Origin of the sequence: uncultured Erythrobacter sp., from assembly GCF_947502395.1 — a bacterium.
Classification (GTDB): Bacteria; Pseudomonadota; Alphaproteobacteria; order Sphingomonadales; family Sphingomonadaceae; genus Erythrobacter.
In genome coordinates this window covers 210,195-227,361 of the sequence record NZ_CANMZM010000003.1, presented here as the reverse complement: position 1 = coordinate 227,361, position 17,167 = coordinate 210,195, and the positions used below count along the sequence as shown (strand labels likewise).

17 protein-coding genes and 3 pseudogenes are annotated in these 17,167 nt (G+C 57.2%); 6 read left to right on the top strand and 14 right to left on the bottom strand.

Features of this window, described 5'->3' with window-relative positions; genetic code table 11:
- Positions 1 to 60: 60 nt before the first annotated feature.
- A complete protein-coding gene (locus tag Q0778_RS12455) occupies positions 61 to 342 on the bottom strand; it encodes an AlpA family transcriptional regulator (RefSeq protein ID WP_298337655.1) in 282 nt (93 codons plus the stop codon).
- Between the two features lie 845 nt (positions 343 to 1,187).
- Here Q0778_RS12455 and Q0778_RS12450 point away from each other — a divergent pair.
- Positions 1,188 to 1,810 (top strand): annotated as a pseudogene (locus Q0778_RS12450) (tyrosine-type recombinase/integrase).
- Between the two features lie 147 nt (positions 1,811 to 1,957).
- Here Q0778_RS12450 and Q0778_RS12445 read toward each other — a convergent pair.
- The 10 genes and pseudogenes from Q0778_RS12445 to Q0778_RS12400 all read right to left on the bottom strand — a co-directional run bounded on the left by Q0778_RS12445 (position 1,958) and on the right by Q0778_RS12400 (position 10,454).
- Positions 1,958 to 2,770 (bottom strand): alpha/beta fold hydrolase, encoded by an 813-nt coding sequence (locus tag Q0778_RS12445; RefSeq protein ID WP_298336475.1) that lies wholly within the window; start codon positions 2,768 to 2,770, stop codon positions 1,958 to 1,960.
- Positions 2,767 to 3,300, bottom strand: a complete 534-nt coding sequence (locus Q0778_RS12440) for a helix-turn-helix domain-containing protein (RefSeq protein WP_298336472.1) — start codon at positions 3,298 to 3,300, stop codon at positions 2,767 to 2,769. The genes Q0778_RS12445 and Q0778_RS12440 overlap by 4 nt, the downstream gene beginning before the upstream one ends.
- Positions 3,300 to 4,484, bottom strand: coding sequence for a fumarylacetoacetate hydrolase family protein (locus Q0778_RS12435; protein WP_298336470.1), 1,185 nt, complete (start codon positions 4,482 to 4,484; stop codon positions 3,300 to 3,302). The genes Q0778_RS12440 and Q0778_RS12435 overlap by 1 nt, the downstream gene beginning before the upstream one ends.
- Positions 4,481 to 5,734, bottom strand: a complete 1,254-nt coding sequence (locus Q0778_RS12430) for a CaiB/BaiF CoA-transferase family protein (RefSeq protein ID WP_298336468.1) — start codon at positions 5,732 to 5,734, stop codon at positions 4,481 to 4,483. The genes Q0778_RS12435 and Q0778_RS12430 overlap by 4 nt, the downstream gene beginning before the upstream one ends.
- Positions 5,734 to 6,528, bottom strand: a complete 795-nt coding sequence (locus Q0778_RS12425) for an enoyl-CoA hydratase/isomerase family protein (protein ID WP_298336466.1) — start codon at positions 6,526 to 6,528, stop codon at positions 5,734 to 5,736. The genes Q0778_RS12430 and Q0778_RS12425 overlap by 1 nt, the downstream gene beginning before the upstream one ends.
- A complete protein-coding gene (locus Q0778_RS12420) occupies positions 6,525 to 7,355 on the bottom strand; it encodes an FAD binding domain-containing protein (RefSeq protein WP_298336464.1) in 831 nt (276 codons plus the stop codon). Before Q0778_RS12420 ends, Q0778_RS12425 begins: the two co-directional genes overlap by 4 nt.
- Positions 7,352 to 9,724: a xanthine dehydrogenase family protein molybdopterin-binding subunit gene (locus Q0778_RS12415; protein ID WP_298336462.1), complete on the bottom strand. Its 2,373-nt coding sequence runs from the start codon at positions 9,722 to 9,724 to the stop codon at positions 7,352 to 7,354. The genes Q0778_RS12420 and Q0778_RS12415 overlap by 4 nt, the downstream gene beginning before the upstream one ends.
- The gene (locus tag Q0778_RS12410; RefSeq protein WP_298337651.1) at positions 9,721 to 10,020 is read right to left on the bottom strand and encodes a 2Fe-2S iron-sulfur cluster-binding protein; all 300 of its coding nucleotides are present in this window, start codon (positions 10,018 to 10,020) and stop codon (positions 9,721 to 9,723) included. The genes Q0778_RS12415 and Q0778_RS12410 overlap by 4 nt, the downstream gene beginning before the upstream one ends.
- A 15-nt stretch (positions 10,021 to 10,035) precedes the next feature.
- Positions 10,036 to 10,224, bottom strand: a pseudogene (locus Q0778_RS12405) (2Fe-2S iron-sulfur cluster-binding protein); the annotation flags it as partial.
- 2 nt (positions 10,225 to 10,226) lie between these two features.
- Positions 10,227 to 10,454: an SCP2 sterol-binding domain-containing protein gene (locus tag Q0778_RS12400; RefSeq protein ID WP_298336460.1), complete on the bottom strand. Its 228-nt coding sequence runs from the start codon at positions 10,452 to 10,454 to the stop codon at positions 10,227 to 10,229.
- Between the two features lie 211 nt (positions 10,455 to 10,665).
- Here Q0778_RS12400 and Q0778_RS12395 point away from each other — a divergent pair, with 211 nt between their 5' ends.
- The 5 genes and pseudogenes from Q0778_RS12395 to Q0778_RS12380 all read left to right on the top strand — a co-directional run bounded on the left by Q0778_RS12395 (position 10,666) and on the right by Q0778_RS12380 (position 13,523).
- A complete protein-coding gene (locus tag Q0778_RS12395) occupies positions 10,666 to 10,824 on the top strand; it encodes a hypothetical protein (protein ID WP_298336458.1) in 159 nt (52 codons plus the stop codon).
- Between the two features lie 57 nt (positions 10,825 to 10,881).
- A pseudogene (locus Q0778_RS16370) lies at positions 10,882 to 11,139 on the top strand (XdhC family protein); the annotation flags it as partial.
- A 63-nt stretch (positions 11,140 to 11,202) separates the two neighbouring features.
- A complete protein-coding gene (locus tag Q0778_RS12390) occupies positions 11,203 to 11,757 on the top strand; it encodes an XdhC family protein (protein WP_298336456.1) in 555 nt (184 codons plus the stop codon).
- A complete protein-coding gene (locus Q0778_RS12385) occupies positions 11,744 to 12,361 on the top strand; it encodes an NTP transferase domain-containing protein (RefSeq protein WP_298336454.1) in 618 nt (205 codons plus the stop codon). The genes Q0778_RS12390 and Q0778_RS12385 overlap by 14 nt, the downstream gene beginning before the upstream one ends.
- A gap of 535 nt (positions 12,362 to 12,896) precedes the next feature.
- Positions 12,897 to 13,523: a LysE family translocator gene (locus tag Q0778_RS12380; protein ID WP_298336452.1), complete on the top strand. Its 627-nt coding sequence runs from the start codon at positions 12,897 to 12,899 to the stop codon at positions 13,521 to 13,523.
- Positions 13,524 to 13,668: 145 nt separating this feature from the next.
- Here the strand turns inward: Q0778_RS12380 and Q0778_RS12375 are convergent, their stop codons facing one another.
- The 3 genes from Q0778_RS12375 to Q0778_RS12365 form a co-directional block, all read right to left on the bottom strand.
- Positions 13,669 to 14,832: a site-specific integrase gene (locus Q0778_RS12375; protein ID WP_298336450.1), complete on the bottom strand. Its 1,164-nt coding sequence runs from the start codon at positions 14,830 to 14,832 to the stop codon at positions 13,669 to 13,671.
- Positions 14,829 to 16,073, bottom strand: a complete 1,245-nt coding sequence (locus Q0778_RS12370) for a site-specific integrase (RefSeq protein WP_298336448.1) — start codon at positions 16,071 to 16,073, stop codon at positions 14,829 to 14,831. The genes Q0778_RS12375 and Q0778_RS12370 overlap by 4 nt, the downstream gene beginning before the upstream one ends.
- 129 nt (positions 16,074 to 16,202) lie before the next feature.
- A complete protein-coding gene (locus Q0778_RS12365; RefSeq protein ID WP_298336446.1) occupies positions 16,203 to 17,069 on the bottom strand; it encodes a DUF3883 domain-containing protein in 867 nt (288 codons plus the stop codon).
- Positions 17,070 to 17,167 lie beyond the last annotated feature (98 nt).

Sequence of the window (17,167 nt, the reverse complement as noted above, 5' to 3'; positions counted from 1 at the left end):
ACTGGATTCGCTGACAGGGAACACGAAATTATGTCCCTGTCAGGCGATCCGGAGTTCGCCTCATCGACACCGGTCCTGAAGCCATTCGTCGATCTCATGCTCTATCCACGCAACCGAACGACCACCAAGGCGAACCGACTTTGGGAACCTGCCTTCGTCCATCCAGCGGTAGACCGTGGATCTGCCTAGACCTGTGCGATGCAATACTTCTCGGAGCCGAATGAAACGCCGGATAGGCTGCTCATTGGGTCCAGCTCCGCGCCGTTGTTGCTGAGCTTCAAACGGAAACTCGCATTGATCTGAAAGCCTTTCGGGAAGCCCCGTCTGGTCCCGATTGGCCATTGTGAACGTGTAATCTCGTTGCATGATTCAAGCTCCTTGATGTTCAAAGAACCTGGCTCACCCTTCGAAAGGCAAGTGCCACTCTATGCCAGTGGTTGGGGTGTAGGAAACCGGAAATATTCTAATGTTTCTCAGCACTTTACAGCGAACTGGACCAGTTCGGCACACTCAAGAGAGGACTGTGCCGCAACTGGTCCAGAAGTGGACACCACCAATTTCCTTCGCGAATTCATAAAGTTATAAGGCTGCACCGCTGCGTACGGTGTGCTGTCAAGTTTCAATATGCGGGGAAGGTTCCAGTCACTTGCGAGTATCGTTCAACACACTGAATTTTCTGCTCTATTTATGGAGCGGGAGCCTATGGGAATTCTTAGGATATATTGGGAATCTTCGCAAGATCGGCTATGGGCTACTAACTGGCCTTGGTTTTGCGTGAGGCGACAATGAAAATCGGGGCATTGGAGAACTCAAATACTGCAAAAAAGCGAACAGAATTGCGGCCCTTGACCGGCTACGAAAAACGCCGCCGCTATCCCCTTAGCTTCGCCCCAAGTGGTTTCTCGCCGAACTTAGTTCGCTGCTTTTCCGGAGACCAAATAATCGGCAAAAGGGAGTTTCGTTCTGTCCATACCGCGCAGAGAATTGCCAGGTAAAAGGCACTTACTCTACGTCTTCTTAGACCTTGTTCCGCGCCCCGATAGCTCAGATAAGGGGGGGGTGATGTAAGGGTAGCCTCGCACCCACATAGGGTTTGGAATGCGCCCTAGTCTAAGACATAGCGGTCCAATATTTTAGTTCCTAAAAGCGGACACTCTCTGCGGCTATTCCGGCCTAGGAGATTGACGATGACTTACTCACACTTTGACCCTGCTGCTCAAGACCGAGTGCCTTGGAACTTTGGCGCCAAAGGCGGTCCCAAGCGGCCCTTCAACCAGAAACAGATTTGGGCGATCCGTTTCTTCTTTGATCGCGAAGAGCGCATCAGAGACCGAGCGTTGTTCGACTTGGCGATCGATAGCAAGCTTAGAGGTTGCGATCTCGTCGAATTGAAGATCGGCGATTTGGTCAGCGGGCCTGATATATGAAAACGCGCTGCAATCACTCAGCGCAAGACCGGCAGACCGGTCGAGTTTGAAATTGCCGCGGAAGCGCGAGCCAGCCCATTCGCTTGGTTTGAATTGCGAGGCGGTTCAGTCGATGGCTTTGTATTTCCAAGCCGTGTAGACCACACACGGCATCTTAGTATGCACGGTTGGTCGATAAGTGGGTTGAGGCGATTGGCTTGCGACCTGAGAAATACGGCATTCACTCGCTTCGTCGGACCAAGGTTTCGATCATCTACAAAGCCACAGGAAATATCCGAGCGATCCAAATCTTGCTTGGCCACTCAAAAATCGAGAACACGGTTCGATACCTAGGCGTAGACATAGAAGACGCTCTCACGCTTGCAGAGAAGATCGAGATCTGACCGCTGCTGGGCGCCAGCCACGAACCGGCCGGCGTCCGCTAGTGGGGGTAAAGCGGCCGTTGCGCAGCTGAATTGATAACAAGGAATCTCGATCTGCGGTTCTGGACGCGAATACGCCGATCACCTCGACGGCGAAGAGTTGCTTTACTAGCGAACTCCGAGTGCAGTTAAACGATCAATCATTGCTACAAGCTCGGCACTGCGAAGGACGCGGTTATGACCATGACCAGCCGTCTCTAACAACGCAGCGTCCGGCCAGTTCTCAGTCAGACTGTGCGCATGCGAAAGGGGGATCTGCGGATCATCCTTATCGTGGATCACATGAAGCCGTAGCTTGGTGCCTTTCGCTTTGGGCAACAGCTTGAGCTCATCCCTCGGCTTCCCGACTTCATGTTCAACCATTGCCACAAATCGTTCCGTAGCCGTTCGTCCAAAGCGCGCCAGTCGCGCTGCTGATCTGATGGGGTAGTCGAAGTCAGCGGGAGCCGAGATCGAAACCAGCTGGCGCGGCGCCAGCTCAGGATTGGAGAGGCTTGCATGCAGCAATGCGCTTCCTCCCATCGAATGGCCTGCGGCAAGGTCAAGCTTTCCAGCAAGGGAAAATGCTTCCTCCACAGCTCGAATGAAGCGGACCGGATTGGAACGCTGTGAGGCCGAGGCACCGTGACCCGGCGGATCGAGCAGGTAGACCGCGCAATCTTGCTCCCGCAGGGCCGCAATCACAGGCTCAAACTGGTCGCGATGACCAGACCAGCCATGCACGAACAGTACTGATTTCTTCCCGGCGCCGACCCGCCATAGGACACCGCCATCCGCCAGATCGTATCGCTCACCATCAGGCTCGGTCGATGAATGACGCCATGGTCGCGGGGTCATGAATTTATCGAGCAGCCATTTCGCAGCAACGCGAGGCGCCACATGCGACCACAGCTGGATCCCGATACCGACAAGCCGGCTCATGATGCTTCTCTTGATGCTCGCCCCGGGAAAGCTATGACCTTCGACCCGGCCTGTTCAAAGCGCCATTGATGTTTGGAATCCGCCGAAGGCCCGGCGATGATCTCGATATCTTGCGGACGAATTGTGCTCCCGTCCTCCCGGTTTCCGAGTTGCAGCTCGACTGGCTTTCCGGTCTCACGGTCGACAAAGAGGATCGGCGGCTCGGATTTGCCAGAAGCCTCGTGCCGGTCGCCCCAATGCGCGATTGCGAGCATCACGGGCCACAAGTCGCGTCCTTTCTGTGTTAGGCGGTATTCCAAACGTTCACCACCGGGTTTGGTAGGCTTGCGCGTTACGAGACTCGCATCGACAAGCGCGTTTAGTCTGGAAGACAGGGTGGTTGGAGATATCCCCGTCGATTCCCGGAACTCTTCAAACTGCGTGAGTCCTATGAACAGGTCGCGAAGGACCAACATGGTCCAGCGATCACCGACCCATTCAAGCGCTCCGGCAATGGAGCAGACCATTCCCTCGAAAGACTTAACTTTCACTACGCTGTCTCCAATACCTCTTTCGCTGGCGTAATGACGCCTTGGACTTCGTCAAGCGGCACTTGATTACCAGCCTGGTCCAGGAATGCGGAAATCCGCAAAGAATCGCCATCGCAAAGAAACGCGCGGTCACTTCCATCGCCAAGAGGAAGATTCGGCAATCCCTCGGCTTTTCGTTCGATCAGGCAGCCGAGGGCATCGGGCCCGCGCCCTGAGATCGTACCACTGGCGAAGAGATCACCCGCTCTCACGGGCGCTCCGCTTTGGGTCAAATGCGCCATCATTTCGGCGGGTGTCCAAGCCATGTCGAGCAGACTGGTTTTGGCGACTTTGGCCCAATCGCTTTTTGCAGAACGGACATGCGCCTCAAAACTGACATCGAACAGCGCTCCTTCCACAGGCATTCTTCCATTTGGCCTCAGATCGCCGGCCGGTCGCTCCGACAATGCGAGGCATTCGACGGGCACGACCCAGTTGCCAATTTGCGTTGCAAAGGCCTTAGCGTGGAACGGCCCTAGAGGCTTCGCCTCGGCGCTTTGGAGGTCGCGAGCGCTCCAATCGATGACAACAGCGCATCCAAAGACGTCATCGTCAAAGTCTGCTGCTCTTAGCCTCTCTCCGGGCTGGGTGGACTGTCTCAAGATAAAGCCAAGTTCAATCTCGAAATCCAGAACCCGGCTTGGGTAGTGTCCCCAGCCCCTCTTACCCTTGAGCCAACCAGTCGGGCGAATGATCTGCGACCCATGGCCCAAGAGACTGGCCGTGCGAGCGTGATAACATAGCGGCATCCAGTCCCAGGCTTCCGGCAAGAAGTCGGGGTCACCAGTCAGCTTTGCGGAACGGGCGGCATGGTAACGGTTTGCGTAGAAATCGGTGAAGTCGCCAGGGTCCAGCGGCCTCAATAACTCAACATCCCTGGCAACCCGCCCATATTTGATAAGCTCATCAGTCTGCGTGGCACGAAGGTTGGCCAGGGCTTCATAAACCGCGCGATGATGCGCCTTGCCAAGAGAAATGAAGGCTTTGAGGTCGCTTGAGAGCAGCGCCTCAGCCTGGCCGTCTGCCATCGGTAAGAGACCCGCTTCAGCCAGCAAGAATAGATCGAGCGCAAAGTCATCAACTCGGGCGACGACACGCTTGCCCTCGAGCGTGCCCATGATACCAAGGGCCAGGTTCGGGATCATGTAGCCGCCTCGGGCTTCGATTTCGGCATTTCTCTGGTCGCTGGAATGTTTGATAGCAATGCGCGCTGCTTGATCAGCCGCGCAAGCTCCTCTTCGCTAAAGCCAAGCTCCCGACAAACCTCCTCGTTATCTTCGCCCTGGAAGGCAGGCATTCCCAAGCCATCGAGCCGGTCGCGAGAGAAGCGCCACGGTCGCCCAGGAAGAGTGAATTCTCCTCCCGCGCGGTCCGATACGGTCTGTGTCGCCCCCCAATACTCGGACCATTCGGACGCGGCGATCTGCTTCATGGTGCGAACCTCGCCCATGGCAATCTTGGCTTCGTCGAATTGTGCATCAAGGGCACGCTTGTTCGGAAAGCCATCGATCCAGCGCTGCACCAGCGCGTGGAGTTCATCAAAGTTCGCTTGCCGGTCGCCCGCGGTCGCAAAGCGCGGATCTTTCGCAAGATCAACGCGCCTCATGGCGGTCAGGAAGAACCGGAACGTGAGACTTCCGATCAAACTGCTGGCGACAATGATGCGCTCGCCTTCAGGTCCGACGAAGAAGGGACAATCGGTTGCCCCCAGGACTGGAGGTTCGTCGCGCGGATCAAGATCAGACAGCGAAAGATGTGCCTTTTCATTTACCGCTAAGAGCGTGGCCGCCATCGCAACATCGATGAACTGCCCCTCGCCTGTCTTGTCGCGGGCATGCAGCGCCGCAAGGATTGCAATGACGCCCTGCAGGCCCGCGTAAACGTCGGCGTGGCTGAGGCTATCCGTCATAAACGCAGAAAGACGCTCACCATAATGCGCTTCACTCGTGGCAGTGAAGCCTGCCTCGGCCTGGACTGTCGGCGCATAAGCCATGCGGCTTCGCCAGGGCCCCTCTTGACCGTAGCCAGTGATCGAGCAGTAAATCACGCTCGGATTGCGCGCGGCAACGCTATTGTAGTCAAGACCGAAGCTTCCAAGGGCGCCAGCGCGGAAATTCTCGACCACGATGTCCGCCCCATCGCAAAGCCGAAGGGCAACTTCGCGAGCTTCTGGAACGTTCAAGTCGAGGCTGATATTGCGCTTACCGGCATTCTGCTGGGCGTAGTAACCCGACATCGCTCCGTCCGTAGGCGCCGCGTAGCGGGTTACATCACCGATCGGGGGCTCAACCTTTGTGACGTCAGCCCCGAGATCAACGAGCGTTCGTGAACACAACGGGCCAGCCAGAACGCGGCTGAAATCGACCACTTTGAGGCCAGAGAGCGGACCGGCCATTAGCGCCCCGCAAACCGGGTCTGACCAGGCCCGCGTTTCATAAAGGAGTTGAGGCCGGTGCGAAGGTCTTCCGAATTCCATACGGGCCCCTGCAGACGGCCCATCACATCATCAGCCGCCTTGACACCCTCATTGGCTGCGACGCGCGCGAGCGCTTTTGTCGCGGCGTTTGCGATGGTTGGACCGTTGGCAAGCTCTTCGGCTATCGACAGCGCCGCAGCCTCCAGCTTGTCGTCATCGACCACGGCATTGATAAGACCCCAGGATTCGAGGGTTTCCGCGTCATAGCGCCGTCCGAGCATCGACATCTCCTTGGCCCGCACAAGGCCGACACGTTCGACCTGGCGCTGAACACCGCCCATGATCGGGTGAAGACCAAGAGTGACCTCAACAGAACCGATCTTCGAGGATCGAGCAGCGATGATGTAGTCAGCTGCCAACGCGATTTCGAGCCCGCCGCCAAGGCAAGCGCCGTGGATGGCGCAAACGATTGGTAGCGGCGTGCTTTCGACCGCGTCGAGAAACTCTATGACCGTTGGGCCCGAAGGCTGGTCCCCATCAGTCGTATCCTGAGTGAAGAGTGCAAGATCAGCGCCAGCGGAGAAGTTGCGCAGTCCGCTCTTGATAAGGACGGCCCTGCATCCGCTTTCGACAGCCTCGTTCAAGCCATCCAGGATACCCTGGAGCAGGCTGTGCTCGACGAGGTTGTGCGGAGGGCGCGCAAGAGTCAGGAGAGAGAGCGCCCCCCGCACTTCGCTCCGAACAGGCGTGTTCGGTTCGGCTGTATCTGTCATGCTGGTTCCTTGAATGAATGAGCCTGGGTGATGTCGCGAAGGAGGATCGCAAGTCGCTTTCGCCTCCAGACGGCGGGCGCGTAACGATCTCCATGGAATTCGAGCCCTTCGAGCGCCGAAAAGATGGACGCCAGTCGATCGTCGGTTGCAGCGATTTTCGCGAATTGATCCTCGACCGATCGAAGCCGAGCCGGTTTGGACAGTGCTCCACCCGCGCCGAGTTGAATGCCCTCTCCGCATTCGACGAAGCCGACACTGGCGACCGACCATCCGATGCCGGCATGCTTGACCTTCACATAGCCTTGTCGCGCCTTGCGATGCTGTGCCGGAACCAAGGCGCCAAGAACCATGTGCGATTCAGCAAGGCCATCTTCGAGATACTCTGCATAGGGCAGGTGATACTCGCCGCTAGAAGTGTAAATGTGCAGTTGGGCGTCTAGTGCTAATGCGGCCGCCGCCCAGTCTCCGCCCGGTTCCGCAGCGCACAGAGCGCCCACGAACGTTCCCCGTTCACGGATCATCGGGTCGCCAGCTTTTTCCCCAACTTCGGCAAGGATGGTCCAGCCCACTTTCGCGCAATACTCTGCGAGTGCGGTTTGAGTCACAGCGGCCTCGATCTTCAGATCACCATCGACCGTAATGGAAACTTCGCCGAGCCCGATTTGGGCGATGTCGATGACGCGAGACGCGCGTTTAGTCCGCTGCTTCAGCGCCGTCAGAAGGCTGTGCCCCCCCGCAAGGAGGACTGCATCTTTATCGGATTCGAGCAGCCGGATTGCCTCTCGCGGACTTGAGGGTGCCACATAGTCGAAGGAGGCCGGGATCATGGCTCGCCTCCTGCGTCGGCATGCTCGATCGCATCCAGCACGCTCGCTGGTGTAAGTGGCATCTCGAGCTCGCGCACGCCCAGATGCCACAGGGCATCTATGGCTGCATTTACGATTGCGGGTGGAGCGCCGATCGCGCCGGCTTCACCCAACCCTTTCGCGCCCAGCGGATTAGTCCAGCTCTCTGTCACGGTGTGCGAAGTTTCAAACCGTGGCAGCATGTCGAAACGGGGCAGCGGCGTATCGAGGACCGTGCTGCCATCGGCCTGCGGCATGCCGTCTTCCCAAAGGGCTTGCCCAATGCCCTGGGCAAGACCTCCATGCACCTGGCCGCGCGCAAGCAGGGGATTGATCACCTTACCGCAGTCATCGACGGCAACATATCGTGTCAGAGCAAGCTCGCCCGTCTCCCTATCGATCTCCACCTGAGCGATATGAGCGCCATAGGGGGCCGACATCGAAGTCGGATGATAGAACTCGGTTTCCTCTAGGCCCACACCTAGGTCTGGCGGCACGTTGTGGCCGGTCCATGCAGCGTGACACACTTCGGCAAATGTGACGCTGGTGTTGGAAGCTGGGGCCTTGAACACGTCCCCGTCGCGTTCAAGTTTCTCCGGCTTTGCTTGCAGCAAATGCGCAGCGAGGCGGTGAATGCGATCCGCAACCCGGCCTGCTGCAACCTTAACCGCGCTCCCGCCAACGGCCACAGATCGCGAATTGAAGGTCCCGACGCCTTGGGGCACGCTTTCAGTATCACCCTGGATCACATCAATGCGATCAGGCGAGATACCCAATTCGTCAGCAGCGATTTGTGCATAGGTCGTCTTATGGCCCTGCCCATGGCTGTGAGAGCCCGAGAACACGACTGCGCCGCCATCGCTCGTCATACGAACGCGAGCGCTCTCGTAGCCCCCACGGTCAAAGCCAACGAGCTTCTGGACCTGGCCGGGACCGATTCCGCAACTTTCGGTGTAGTTGGCGATCCCAATGCCGATGAGACTTCCGGTCTGCCTTGCAGCCTTCTGCTCGGCTCTGAACGCTTCGTAATCACTGCGTTTGAGAGCCTCTTCGAGCGTGTGGTGATAACGACCAGTGTCGATCATCGCTCCGGTCGGCTGCCGGCGCGGAATCTGGTTCTCGGTCAGAAAGTTGCGGCGCCGCATCTCCGCCTGATCGATCCCAAGCTCCAAGGCCACGCGGTCGATCGTCCGTTCGATAAGGTAGCTCGCCTCTGGGCGTCCGGCACCACGATAGGCGTCGACGGGCGGAGTGTTTGTATAGAAGCACCTGATGTCGACTTCGACATTGGGGATATCGTAAACGCCCATGACGAACAGGCCGACATTCACGGTTGGGATCCCTGATCCCATACTCGACATGTAAGCGCCTATATTGGCGCGGCTTTCGACCCTCATGGCGAGCAGCTGACCGTCTAGATCAGCCGCGACGTCGACGTGCATCGCGTGGTCACGGCCATGCGTTGTGTTGCAGACATTCTCGCTGCGGCGCTCGGTCCACTTGACCGGGCGTCCGAGACGTATGGAGGCGAGCGCGCACACGGCCTCTTCCTGATAGACGTGCATCTTGGGACCAAAGCCCCCGCCAACATCGGGAGAGATCACGCGCAGCCGATGCTCGGGGAAGCCGATTGTCGACGCAACCATCCGCCGCGCCATGTGCGGAATCTGATGCCCAATATACAACGTCATCCGATCGGTGACGGGATCATAGTCCGCGTTAACCGCCCGGCCTTCGATTGAGAATGGCACCAAACGCTGATTGCGCAGCGAGAACTGCGTGCGGAACGGTGCGCCGGTTGCCGCTTCCTCGAACCCGCCATTTCCCGGCGCGAAGGTGGCAGCGAGGTTGCTCTCCATGTCGTCATGGACAAGCGGTGCGCCAACATCTCGGGCATCGTCCTGGTGGAGGACTGCGGGCAAGGGATCGTAATCGATCTCGACAAGGTCGGCTGCGTCGCGCGCCAAGGCCGGACTGCTAGCGACGACCAACGCAACGGGCTCCCCGACATAGCGTACCTTTCCCTTGGCAAGGATAGGACGACCACGCGGCGTCGAGCGTGGCAGGACCCAATTCGGGGCGACCTCGTGGAGCTCTTTGAAATCTTCGGCCGTGAGGCATAGGCTCGCACCTGCCGCGCGCGATGCCTGGCTGCAATCGACGTTTCTTAGCGTTGCATGAGCGTGCGGACTACGCACGAAGGCGGCATACAATTGCCCGGACAGAGATATGTCATCGACATAGCGCCCCGCACCCTCAAGCAGCCGATCATCCTCTCGGCGCGGCAGGGCCTTTCCAACCCAGCCCTCGGGCTCGGCCAGCTCTCCAGAATACGCAGTCTCCGGCTTCATGCCGACGCCTCTTCAGGGAGATTGGCAGCAGCCAATTGGACAGCGTCGAGGATATGCTCGTAACCGGTGCAGCGGCATAGATTGCCGCGCAGAGCTTGACGCACATCGTCTTCGGTTGGATTGGGATTGGCTTGAAGGAGCCCGACGGCTGCCGCCAGCATACCAGGCGTGCAGTAGCCGCATTGCAATCCATGGCAGGCCTTGAAGGCATCCTGAAGAACCGAGCCAATCCGATGCTCACGCAAGCCTTCGGCTGTCGTGATTGATGCACCTTCCGCTTGCAGAGCGAGCATCATGCAGCTCTTGATTGGCGAGCCATCCAGAAGAACAGTGCAAGCGCCGCACCGACCGCTCTCGCACCCGACATGGGGCGCAGTCGCGCCAAACTTTTCCCTGAGCGCGGTGACGAGCAAGTCACGAGGTTCGACAACGGCTACGCATGACCTGGCATCAATCTCCAGTCGGAGATTTCGGGCCGGTGCGGTGGGCGCACTCGCCATCGTCAGGCCGACCGTGCTTTTTCGAAGAGAGCCTGCGTGGCAAGCGCAACGGCCATGTCGCCATTAATCTTGAGGTCGCCCTTTGCAAACGCGATCGTCGGATCGAGGGTGCCGTTGTAAAGCTGGTCAAAGGTTTCGTGGCTCGCATGCATGATGCAATCGGCAGGCTCTTCTCCGTCACTCACTTGGCCATCGGCGATATGAATTGAACCGGCGCCCTCAATATCCATGCGAGCTGAAGCGGGAAGAGTCCCCCCATTGGCCATCGCATGTCGAAATCCAGTGAGATAGTTTTCAATCGTAAGCATGGGAGAATCTCCGTTTAGGATCGGTGAGGACTGAGGTCTTCGACAAGGCTGTCTTGCGAATCACTACAATAATTGTAGTAATAGAGGCAAGCCCAATTTCGTGCGCGCCACGCTCTCAAACGGAGTTTGACCAATGACAGGACGTGAATTGTTTTCTGAAAAGCTAGCTTTGGCGGCCCGCCTCTTCGGCGACCCTTCCACCTCCCAGACTGCGCAGCTCGACGAGCGTGTGCGGATACTCGAGGCGGCCGTCAGCGAACTCTACGCCAAGCTAGGAGACCGGTCTGATTAGGCCTTCTGGCCGGTTGGAAAGCCTTCCCGCCTGTCCCACTTCGATCAAAGGTGATCCATGAAACTGCCTTCTCCTAGCCCCTCAGACAGTACCTATTGTGTCCCGGCCGATCATCTTGCGATCCGAATGTTGGCCAACGCCGGTGGCTCGCTGTGCACGCTCGTCGCTGTCCAAGGCAGCTATTCTCGCCGAAAGGGGGCACAGCTTGCGATCGCACCTAATGAACGAACCATGGGAGATCTGGCAGACAATTGTCTTGAGCGGGAGCTGGTGTCACAAGCAAGGTCTGCGATAGCCACTCGAAGTCCCAGAACAGTACGGTTTGGGAAAGGGTCTCCGATCATCGATTTCAGGCTACCCTGTGGCTCAACAATTGACGTGAGAATCGATCCTGATATTGGGCCGTCCATAGCTCGGCCTGTGGTTGAGCAGCTCGATCAGCGGCGGGCCGCAAAGATTGATCTGCCAGCGCATGAATTTGCTAAGCCATTTTCGCGTCACTACATCCCCCCGCTTAGGATTGTAGCCTTTGGTGATGGTGGCGAAAGCAGAGCACTTCGGAGGCTCGGATCATGCTACGGCGCCGATGTCAGTCTTCGCGATGCCGCGGCATCATCTCAGCAGCTCAGTGCGATCTTAATCGATAGTTGGACTGCGATCGTCTGTCTAGCTCATGAGCATGAGTGGGAACGAGTGATCCTGCTGTGGGCGCTAGAAACGAACGCGTTCTATGTTGGAGCGATCGGCGGTGCCAAAACGAGAGCAGCGCGACTTGCACTGCTCGATGAACTGGCAGTCCCACCCGAGGCTCTTGCGCGCCTCAGGGCCCCGGTTGGGCTATTCGAGTCTGCCCGGCACCCGGATGCTCTGGCAGTGTCGCTCCTGGCTGAGCTTGTGGAACGCTATGAGAGATTAGTCGATGAAATGCACTGACGCGGTGGCTTGCATCATGGCTGCCGGGCATTCCACGCGCTTTGGCGGCGACAAGGTTTTTGTCAAACTGGGTAGTCGAGCGCTTGCTTCATTTCCTATCCAAGCAGTGCAGCACGTCGATTTACCTTTCGGTGTTGTGATCCGGCCAGATCATCGAGCAGCGTGGGCCTCTCTCGCTAATAAGGGGACTCTTCTGCTCAACAACCGAGCGGAGACAGGCTTGGGATCATCGATCAGAATTGGTGCACAATGGGCCTATAAGATTGGAGCTGCCTCAGTTGTATTCCTGCTTGCCGATATGCCTCTGGTGTCGCCGCAAACGATCGCAAAGCTCGCCACAACTGGATCAACAGGTCAGAGGGCTGGCACCAAGTACCCCGACGCTTGTGGTGTTCCAGCAGTCTTCCCAAGAAGTGATTTCTGCCGCCTTCTCTCGAACGGCAACCACACCGCAACCAGAGTTCTGCTGCAAGAGCCCTCAACCCGCACAATCCGGATTCCCGAGATTGAGTTGCTCGACGTGGATACGCCAGCCTGTCTGTCACGAATTGAATCTCGTTTAGACAAATCTGCTAACCAAGGCCCAGTGTATAATGATCTCTGATCATCTCTTGAGTTTGATGATGCTAGGTTCGGCAACCGACATCACTCGGCTTGGAATGTCTTGCTGGTCCCTCTCACTAGCGCTGGCATTGACTGTTCCGGCCATGGTCTGAAACGTGAGCAGTCCCACGGACGGGGGTTCCGAAATCATTATTAAGCCGATCAAAGGGAGAACCCTGATTGCAGAACTGGATAGGTTATTGGCTGAGAGCGCGCAGAAGGACGGCGGATTGCCGAGCCAATAAACGCAGACGTATCTCTAGCTGCGCGCTAAAGTTGACAATTGGGTTGGGAAGCGAAGGTACGCTTTCTGTTTACGAGTGCCCGATACCGGACAGTCCGCAATCGGCCCAGTTCGAGCCGCCTTTCAACGTCCAATACTGGGGTGGGAAGCGGACGGTCTGGTTTTAATAGAGAAACTCAGAAGCCGGACGGAGTTTGATCTCTGATTATTTCGTGATAGTTGATCCGACCCGCGTCCCCTTTCCGGGTCCAGATCTTCGATCTAGCAAAGCGTTAGAATTGAGAGTTTTTTTATGATTGGGCTTGAAACACTTTTGGTCTTTGTTCCAATCGCTCTCGCATTGAACATAACACCGGGTGCCGATATGCTTTTCTGCCTTGGTCAAGGTGCTAAGTCTGGAGCCAGAGCCGGTGTAGTCGCAGCGCTCGGGATCGCAACCGGATCATTTATTCATGCTGTCGTAGCGGGCCTTGGTCTGGCTGCATTTCTTGGGGCTTTCCCGCTCGCATTTGAAATTGTGCGATGGGCCGGCGTCGCATACCTCATCTTTCTGGCAATTCAGACATTGCGTTCGCCGTCCAATATCGCGGCACAACATCCAACGGAATCCGAGAGCCTGCAAAAAATCTGGCGCGAAGGAACACTTGTCTGTTTACTAAATCCCAAAGTTGCAATTTTCATGCTCGCTCTTGTCCCCCAGTTCGTTGATCCAACGCAAGGAAGCGTCTTCGTGCAGTTTCTCGTCCTTGGAACTATTCTTAATATCGGCGGCACCTTGATATGTGGTTTGGTGGGTATCTTCGCGGGACGTGTCGGCCAGTACCTAGCCAAGAATGCAAGCGCTGCCGCAGCCCTTCAATATCTTTCCAGTTTGATCTTTGTCGGGTTAGCTTTCAAACTTGCAACGGACCGTCGGTAAAAGACCACTATTGTCCCTTTTTCACCTTTGTAAGCGACAGTCTCAGATGATGAAAAGGTGGACGACTGCGTCCGCTTTGATGATTGGATAAGCGTGCCCTCCACGTCCGCAATTGAGGTCGATAGCCGAATGTCGGCTTCTAGCGCTACGTCTCGAAGAGCTGACTTCTTATCTCGGTTCCCACTGACTCAACGGTTTCTCGCAGGTAAGCATCATCCAGATGCGCGTATCTGGCGGTGGTTCTAACGTTGCTATGGCCAAGCAAGCTGCCAATCATCGGGAGAGTTTCTGATGATCTTGCAGCGAGGCTCGCATAGTTGTGTCTCAGGTCGTGCAATCTGACATCCTCGATGCCTGCTTCGACCCTCAGCATGCGCCAAAACCCTTCGATTCCAGAGACAGGCAGAGTATCGAAGCGGAAAACTCGCTCGTGTTTCTTCGAGCGAGGGAAACCGTCAAGTATCGCCTTGGCCTCCTCACCAAGCCCAACGATACGTGGCCCAATCTTTGTATCGATCAGCTTGAGTTTGCGTCCCTGAACCTCGCCCCAAGTGAGGTTGAGGATTTCGCCGCGCCGACATCCTGTCAAAGCGAGGAGCGAAATGACCGCCACCTCATTGGGCTTGTCGGCTCGATGCTGTGCCAGGGCTTCTCCAAGACGGGCCATCTCGGCTTTGCTCAGAGAACGTTCGATCTTCCGCCCTTTGTTGCGCTTCACGCCACGAAAGGGATTGGAGTGTTCGGGGAGATAGCCCCATGCCTCCGCCTTGCCGAACATGGCTTTCAGGATTTCCATAGCGCGGTTTGCCGCGCCCGGTCCTGCCGAGCGCGTCAGCGTTGCATGCCAGCGCACCGCATCAGCATGGCAAATCTCGTCGATGAACTTTCCGGTGAACGCATGGTTCAAATGCGTTCGCCGGTAGATGTCGTGTATATCAAGCGTGGATGGCTTCCAGGTCGGAGCCGCCACCTTCCAATAGTGCCGAAGAAAGGAAGCGTAGGTCGGTGTCTTCTTCCCGTGTTGCTTCTTGTCCGCCGGATTCTGGCCCAGTTCGATCCTCAAGATGAGGCGGCGTGCAACATCCTTGGCGATCCGCTCGGTTAGAATAGCCGCATCACCTATGGTGATGAGCCTCTGCTTGCCGCCTATCGTGCGCTGAAGAACGTAACTCTTTCTGCCGGACGGATGGATACGCTCTCCAAAGCCGGGAAGGACGTAGTCGAACCTCGTGCGGCGCTTTCCGGCATCGCCAGGAACAACGCGCGCCAGCTCTTCGGCAAGGATACGCTTGAGGTCATAGCTGGTCATGCGGTCATCCCCATTGAGCTTGCGAGGCTAGAACAGATGCGGTCGGCGCTTTCCGAAATCACCTCGTCGGCGAGGTGCGCGTATCGTGCCGTCGTTTCAGGAAGCGCATGGCCAAGCAGCTTGCCAATGGTCGCAAGCGGTATGCCCTTCGCGATGGCCACCGAAGCAAAGCTGTGACGCAAGTCGTGGAGCCGGACATCGGGCAAGGCCGCCTTGCGCCTGATCTTCTCCCAGTGTTGGCCCAGGTTGATCGGCACCTCGCGATACATTGCCGGGAATACGAGTTGATCGTCTCCGCGCCGTTGCAGCCCATTGAGCACATCGACTGCCTGCGGGTTGAGGTAGATCGTTTTCGGGCCGGTCTTGCTGTCAGGCAATGCGAGGCGCGGTATCTGGAAGTAGCGCCAGCGCAACGTCGTAATCTCTGAAACCCTTGCGCCTGTATAGATCAGCATTAGGAGAGCTGGGACTACGAACGCATTGGCACCGCGGTGCTCTGCCAGCACCTTACCGAGCCTTCGATATTCATCGGCTGACAGGTAGCGTTCTGGCAAGTCCCGCTTGAAGCGAGAGACGCCGCGACAAGGATTGGTGTTCTTCTCGCGATATCCAAGCTTCTCAGCATATTGCATCATAACCGACATGACCGGGATGCTGCGATTGAAGGCTCCTCCCACATCACCCATGCTGTCTCGCCAGCGATTGATGTCAGCCCGTTCAATCGCGTCGACAGAGAGTGTTCCAAACCTTGGGATAAGCCGCTTGTCGATGTAAGCCCGCGAGGCATCGCGCGTGGAAGGCTTCCAATGCGGCGAATAGTCGAGCCAGAACTCTTCAGCGTACTCTGCGAAGAGTGGAGCCTTGAGCTTCTCCGGAGCTTGCGGGAGGTCGGCAAGCGTTGCTTCGATGAGCAATCTGCGCGCGGCAGCGCGCGCGGCGGGTGCGCACAGCGCTCCTGCCGCCACTCCCGCGTTTCCCAGCGTCACCATCCGCTGCACGCCTCTTGGCCTGTGCTTCACAATCCAGGTGAGGTGTCCCGACTGGCGCTTGCGAAGTCCGAAGCCGGGTAGCTCTGTATCCCATGTAATGCCAACTGGAAGCGACTTTCGCCGCGCGACATAACCGGTCAGTTTGAGACGGTGGGAATGCCTACGACGGGATACTCCTGCGCCTTGGCTACCACCTGATTGCTTGCCCTTTTGGACAAGCGAGGCCTCTGTTTCTTCGTGCTTTTTTGCCATCCCATGCAGCTACCGCTGCGTACGGTGTGCCTGTCAAGTTCCAATGTGCGCGGGTGGTGCCGGTCTCATGGGTTGATCGAACTAGGAAAGCATTTGCCCTCTACATAGTCGGAGCGTGAGCAAGAGCCTTTAATTGGGGCGAGCGAGAAAACTGGTAGCTGTCAGCTCGACATGTGCCTCCAACGGCGGCCTAATCGCGAAGGCCTTCGGCTCCCGCGCGAAATTCCAAAGTCTGACAAGATGCCAGTCGTCTCGGCGAGCATCCGCCACTGCCAATTCATTCCTCGAGATATGAAAGGGTGTGCGTTCCCAGCCATTGGTCGTCTTCACCTCGATCAACCTCTCGCGCCCATCCGGCTCGAAGCTGGCGACATCATATCCATAGCCGTCGCCGTCCTGAACTGCCGTCCATCGTACCCTATCGGCTAGGTCATCGCGGCCTGCTTGCCGCAGGTTGTTTTGCTCGTGCTGTAGTACGATCTCCTCTCCCGCCTTGCCTAGTGCACGATTGCGAGCATCACGTTCGGCAACGTCGTACTTCCGTCCAATGGCTGCGATGAACTCTGAATCAATGGGCGGCGGCTCATTTCGCTGCGTCGGCGGCGGCCCGATCCAAAGCGCTGGCATTTCGTTTACACGAGATTGTTTGATTGAGGGTTGTTCGGGAGCAAGCCAGTCGGGCTTGGCATCAAGCCACCGAAGCACCCCGTCGACGAGCGCATTCTGAAAGTTGGCTGCGGGCTTATAGCCATCGATCCAAGGCTGCCCGAGGCCAAGCAGAACTGCACTGATGTTCTGGTGTTTGAACTCGACCGATCCACGGCCGCGCGAGATGAGTTCCTGCAAAGCGCGATTGTGCTCCGCCTTATTGAACATCTTACCGTCAAGCTCGTCCGCCAACATCGCGAAGTAGTCCGCAACGATTAAGTCGATCTCTGTATCGTTCCATACATCAGTCAAAGAGGCACCTCCCGCATGCAATTTTAGGAGCGACATTCGGCAAGTCCATTACAAACCAGCGCAGACTGGGTGCGGAGGACACAGGGCAAAGACAAAAAATGATCACGATGCTAAAGTCTCGTATCGATACCTCA

What these genes read in the sequence shown, in the direction of transcription:
- Q0778_RS12435 (WP_298336470.1), bottom strand. Translation starts at nt 4,484, where the DNA reads ATGATCCCGAACCTGGCCCTTGGTATCATGGGCACGCTCGAGGGCAAG.
- Q0778_RS12430 (WP_298336468.1), bottom strand. Translation starts at nt 5,734, where the DNA reads ATGGCCGGTCCGCTCTCTGGCCTCAAAGTGGTCGATTTCAGCCGCGTT.
- Q0778_RS12375 (WP_298336450.1), bottom strand. Translation starts at nt 14,832, where the DNA reads ATGACCAGCTATGACCTCAAGCGTATCCTTGCCGAAGAGCTGGCGCGC.
- Q0778_RS12415 (WP_298336462.1), bottom strand. Translation starts at nt 9,724, where the DNA reads ATGAAGCCGGAGACTGCGTATTCTGGAGAGCTGGCCGAGCCCGAGGGC.
- Q0778_RS12455 (WP_298337655.1), bottom strand. Translation starts at nt 342, where the DNA reads ATGGCCAATCGGGACCAGACGGGGCTTCCCGAAAGGCTTTCAGATCAA.
- Q0778_RS12425 (WP_298336466.1), bottom strand. Translation starts at nt 6,528, where the DNA reads ATGACAGATACAGCCGAACCGAACACGCCTGTTCGGAGCGAAGTGCGG.
- Q0778_RS12365 (WP_298336446.1), bottom strand. Translation starts at nt 17,069, where the DNA reads ATGTCGCTCCTAAAATTGCATGCGGGAGGTGCCTCTTTGACTGATGTA.
- Q0778_RS12400 (WP_298336460.1), bottom strand. Translation starts at nt 10,454, where the DNA reads ATGGATATTGAGGGCGCCGGTTCAATTCATATCGCCGATGGCCAAGTG.
- Q0778_RS12395 (WP_298336458.1), top strand. Translation starts at nt 10,666, where the DNA reads ATGACAGGACGTGAATTGTTTTCTGAAAAGCTAGCTTTGGCGGCCCGC.
- Q0778_RS12380 (WP_298336452.1), top strand. Translation starts at nt 12,897, where the DNA reads ATGATTGGGCTTGAAACACTTTTGGTCTTTGTTCCAATCGCTCTCGCA.
- Q0778_RS12385 (WP_298336454.1), top strand. Translation starts at nt 11,744, where the DNA reads ATGAAATGCACTGACGCGGTGGCTTGCATCATGGCTGCCGGGCATTCC.
- Q0778_RS12410 (WP_298337651.1), bottom strand. Translation starts at nt 10,020, where the DNA reads ATGATGCTCGCTCTGCAAGCGGAAGGTGCATCAATCACGACAGCCGAA.
- Q0778_RS12420 (WP_298336464.1), bottom strand. Translation starts at nt 7,355, where the DNA reads ATGATCCCGGCCTCCTTCGACTATGTGGCACCCTCAAGTCCGCGAGAG.
- Q0778_RS12445 (WP_298336475.1), bottom strand. Translation starts at nt 2,770, where the DNA reads ATGAGCCGGCTTGTCGGTATCGGGATCCAGCTGTGGTCGCATGTGGCG.
- Q0778_RS12370 (WP_298336448.1), bottom strand. Translation starts at nt 16,073, where the DNA reads ATGGCAAAAAAGCACGAAGAAACAGAGGCCTCGCTTGTCCAAAAGGGC.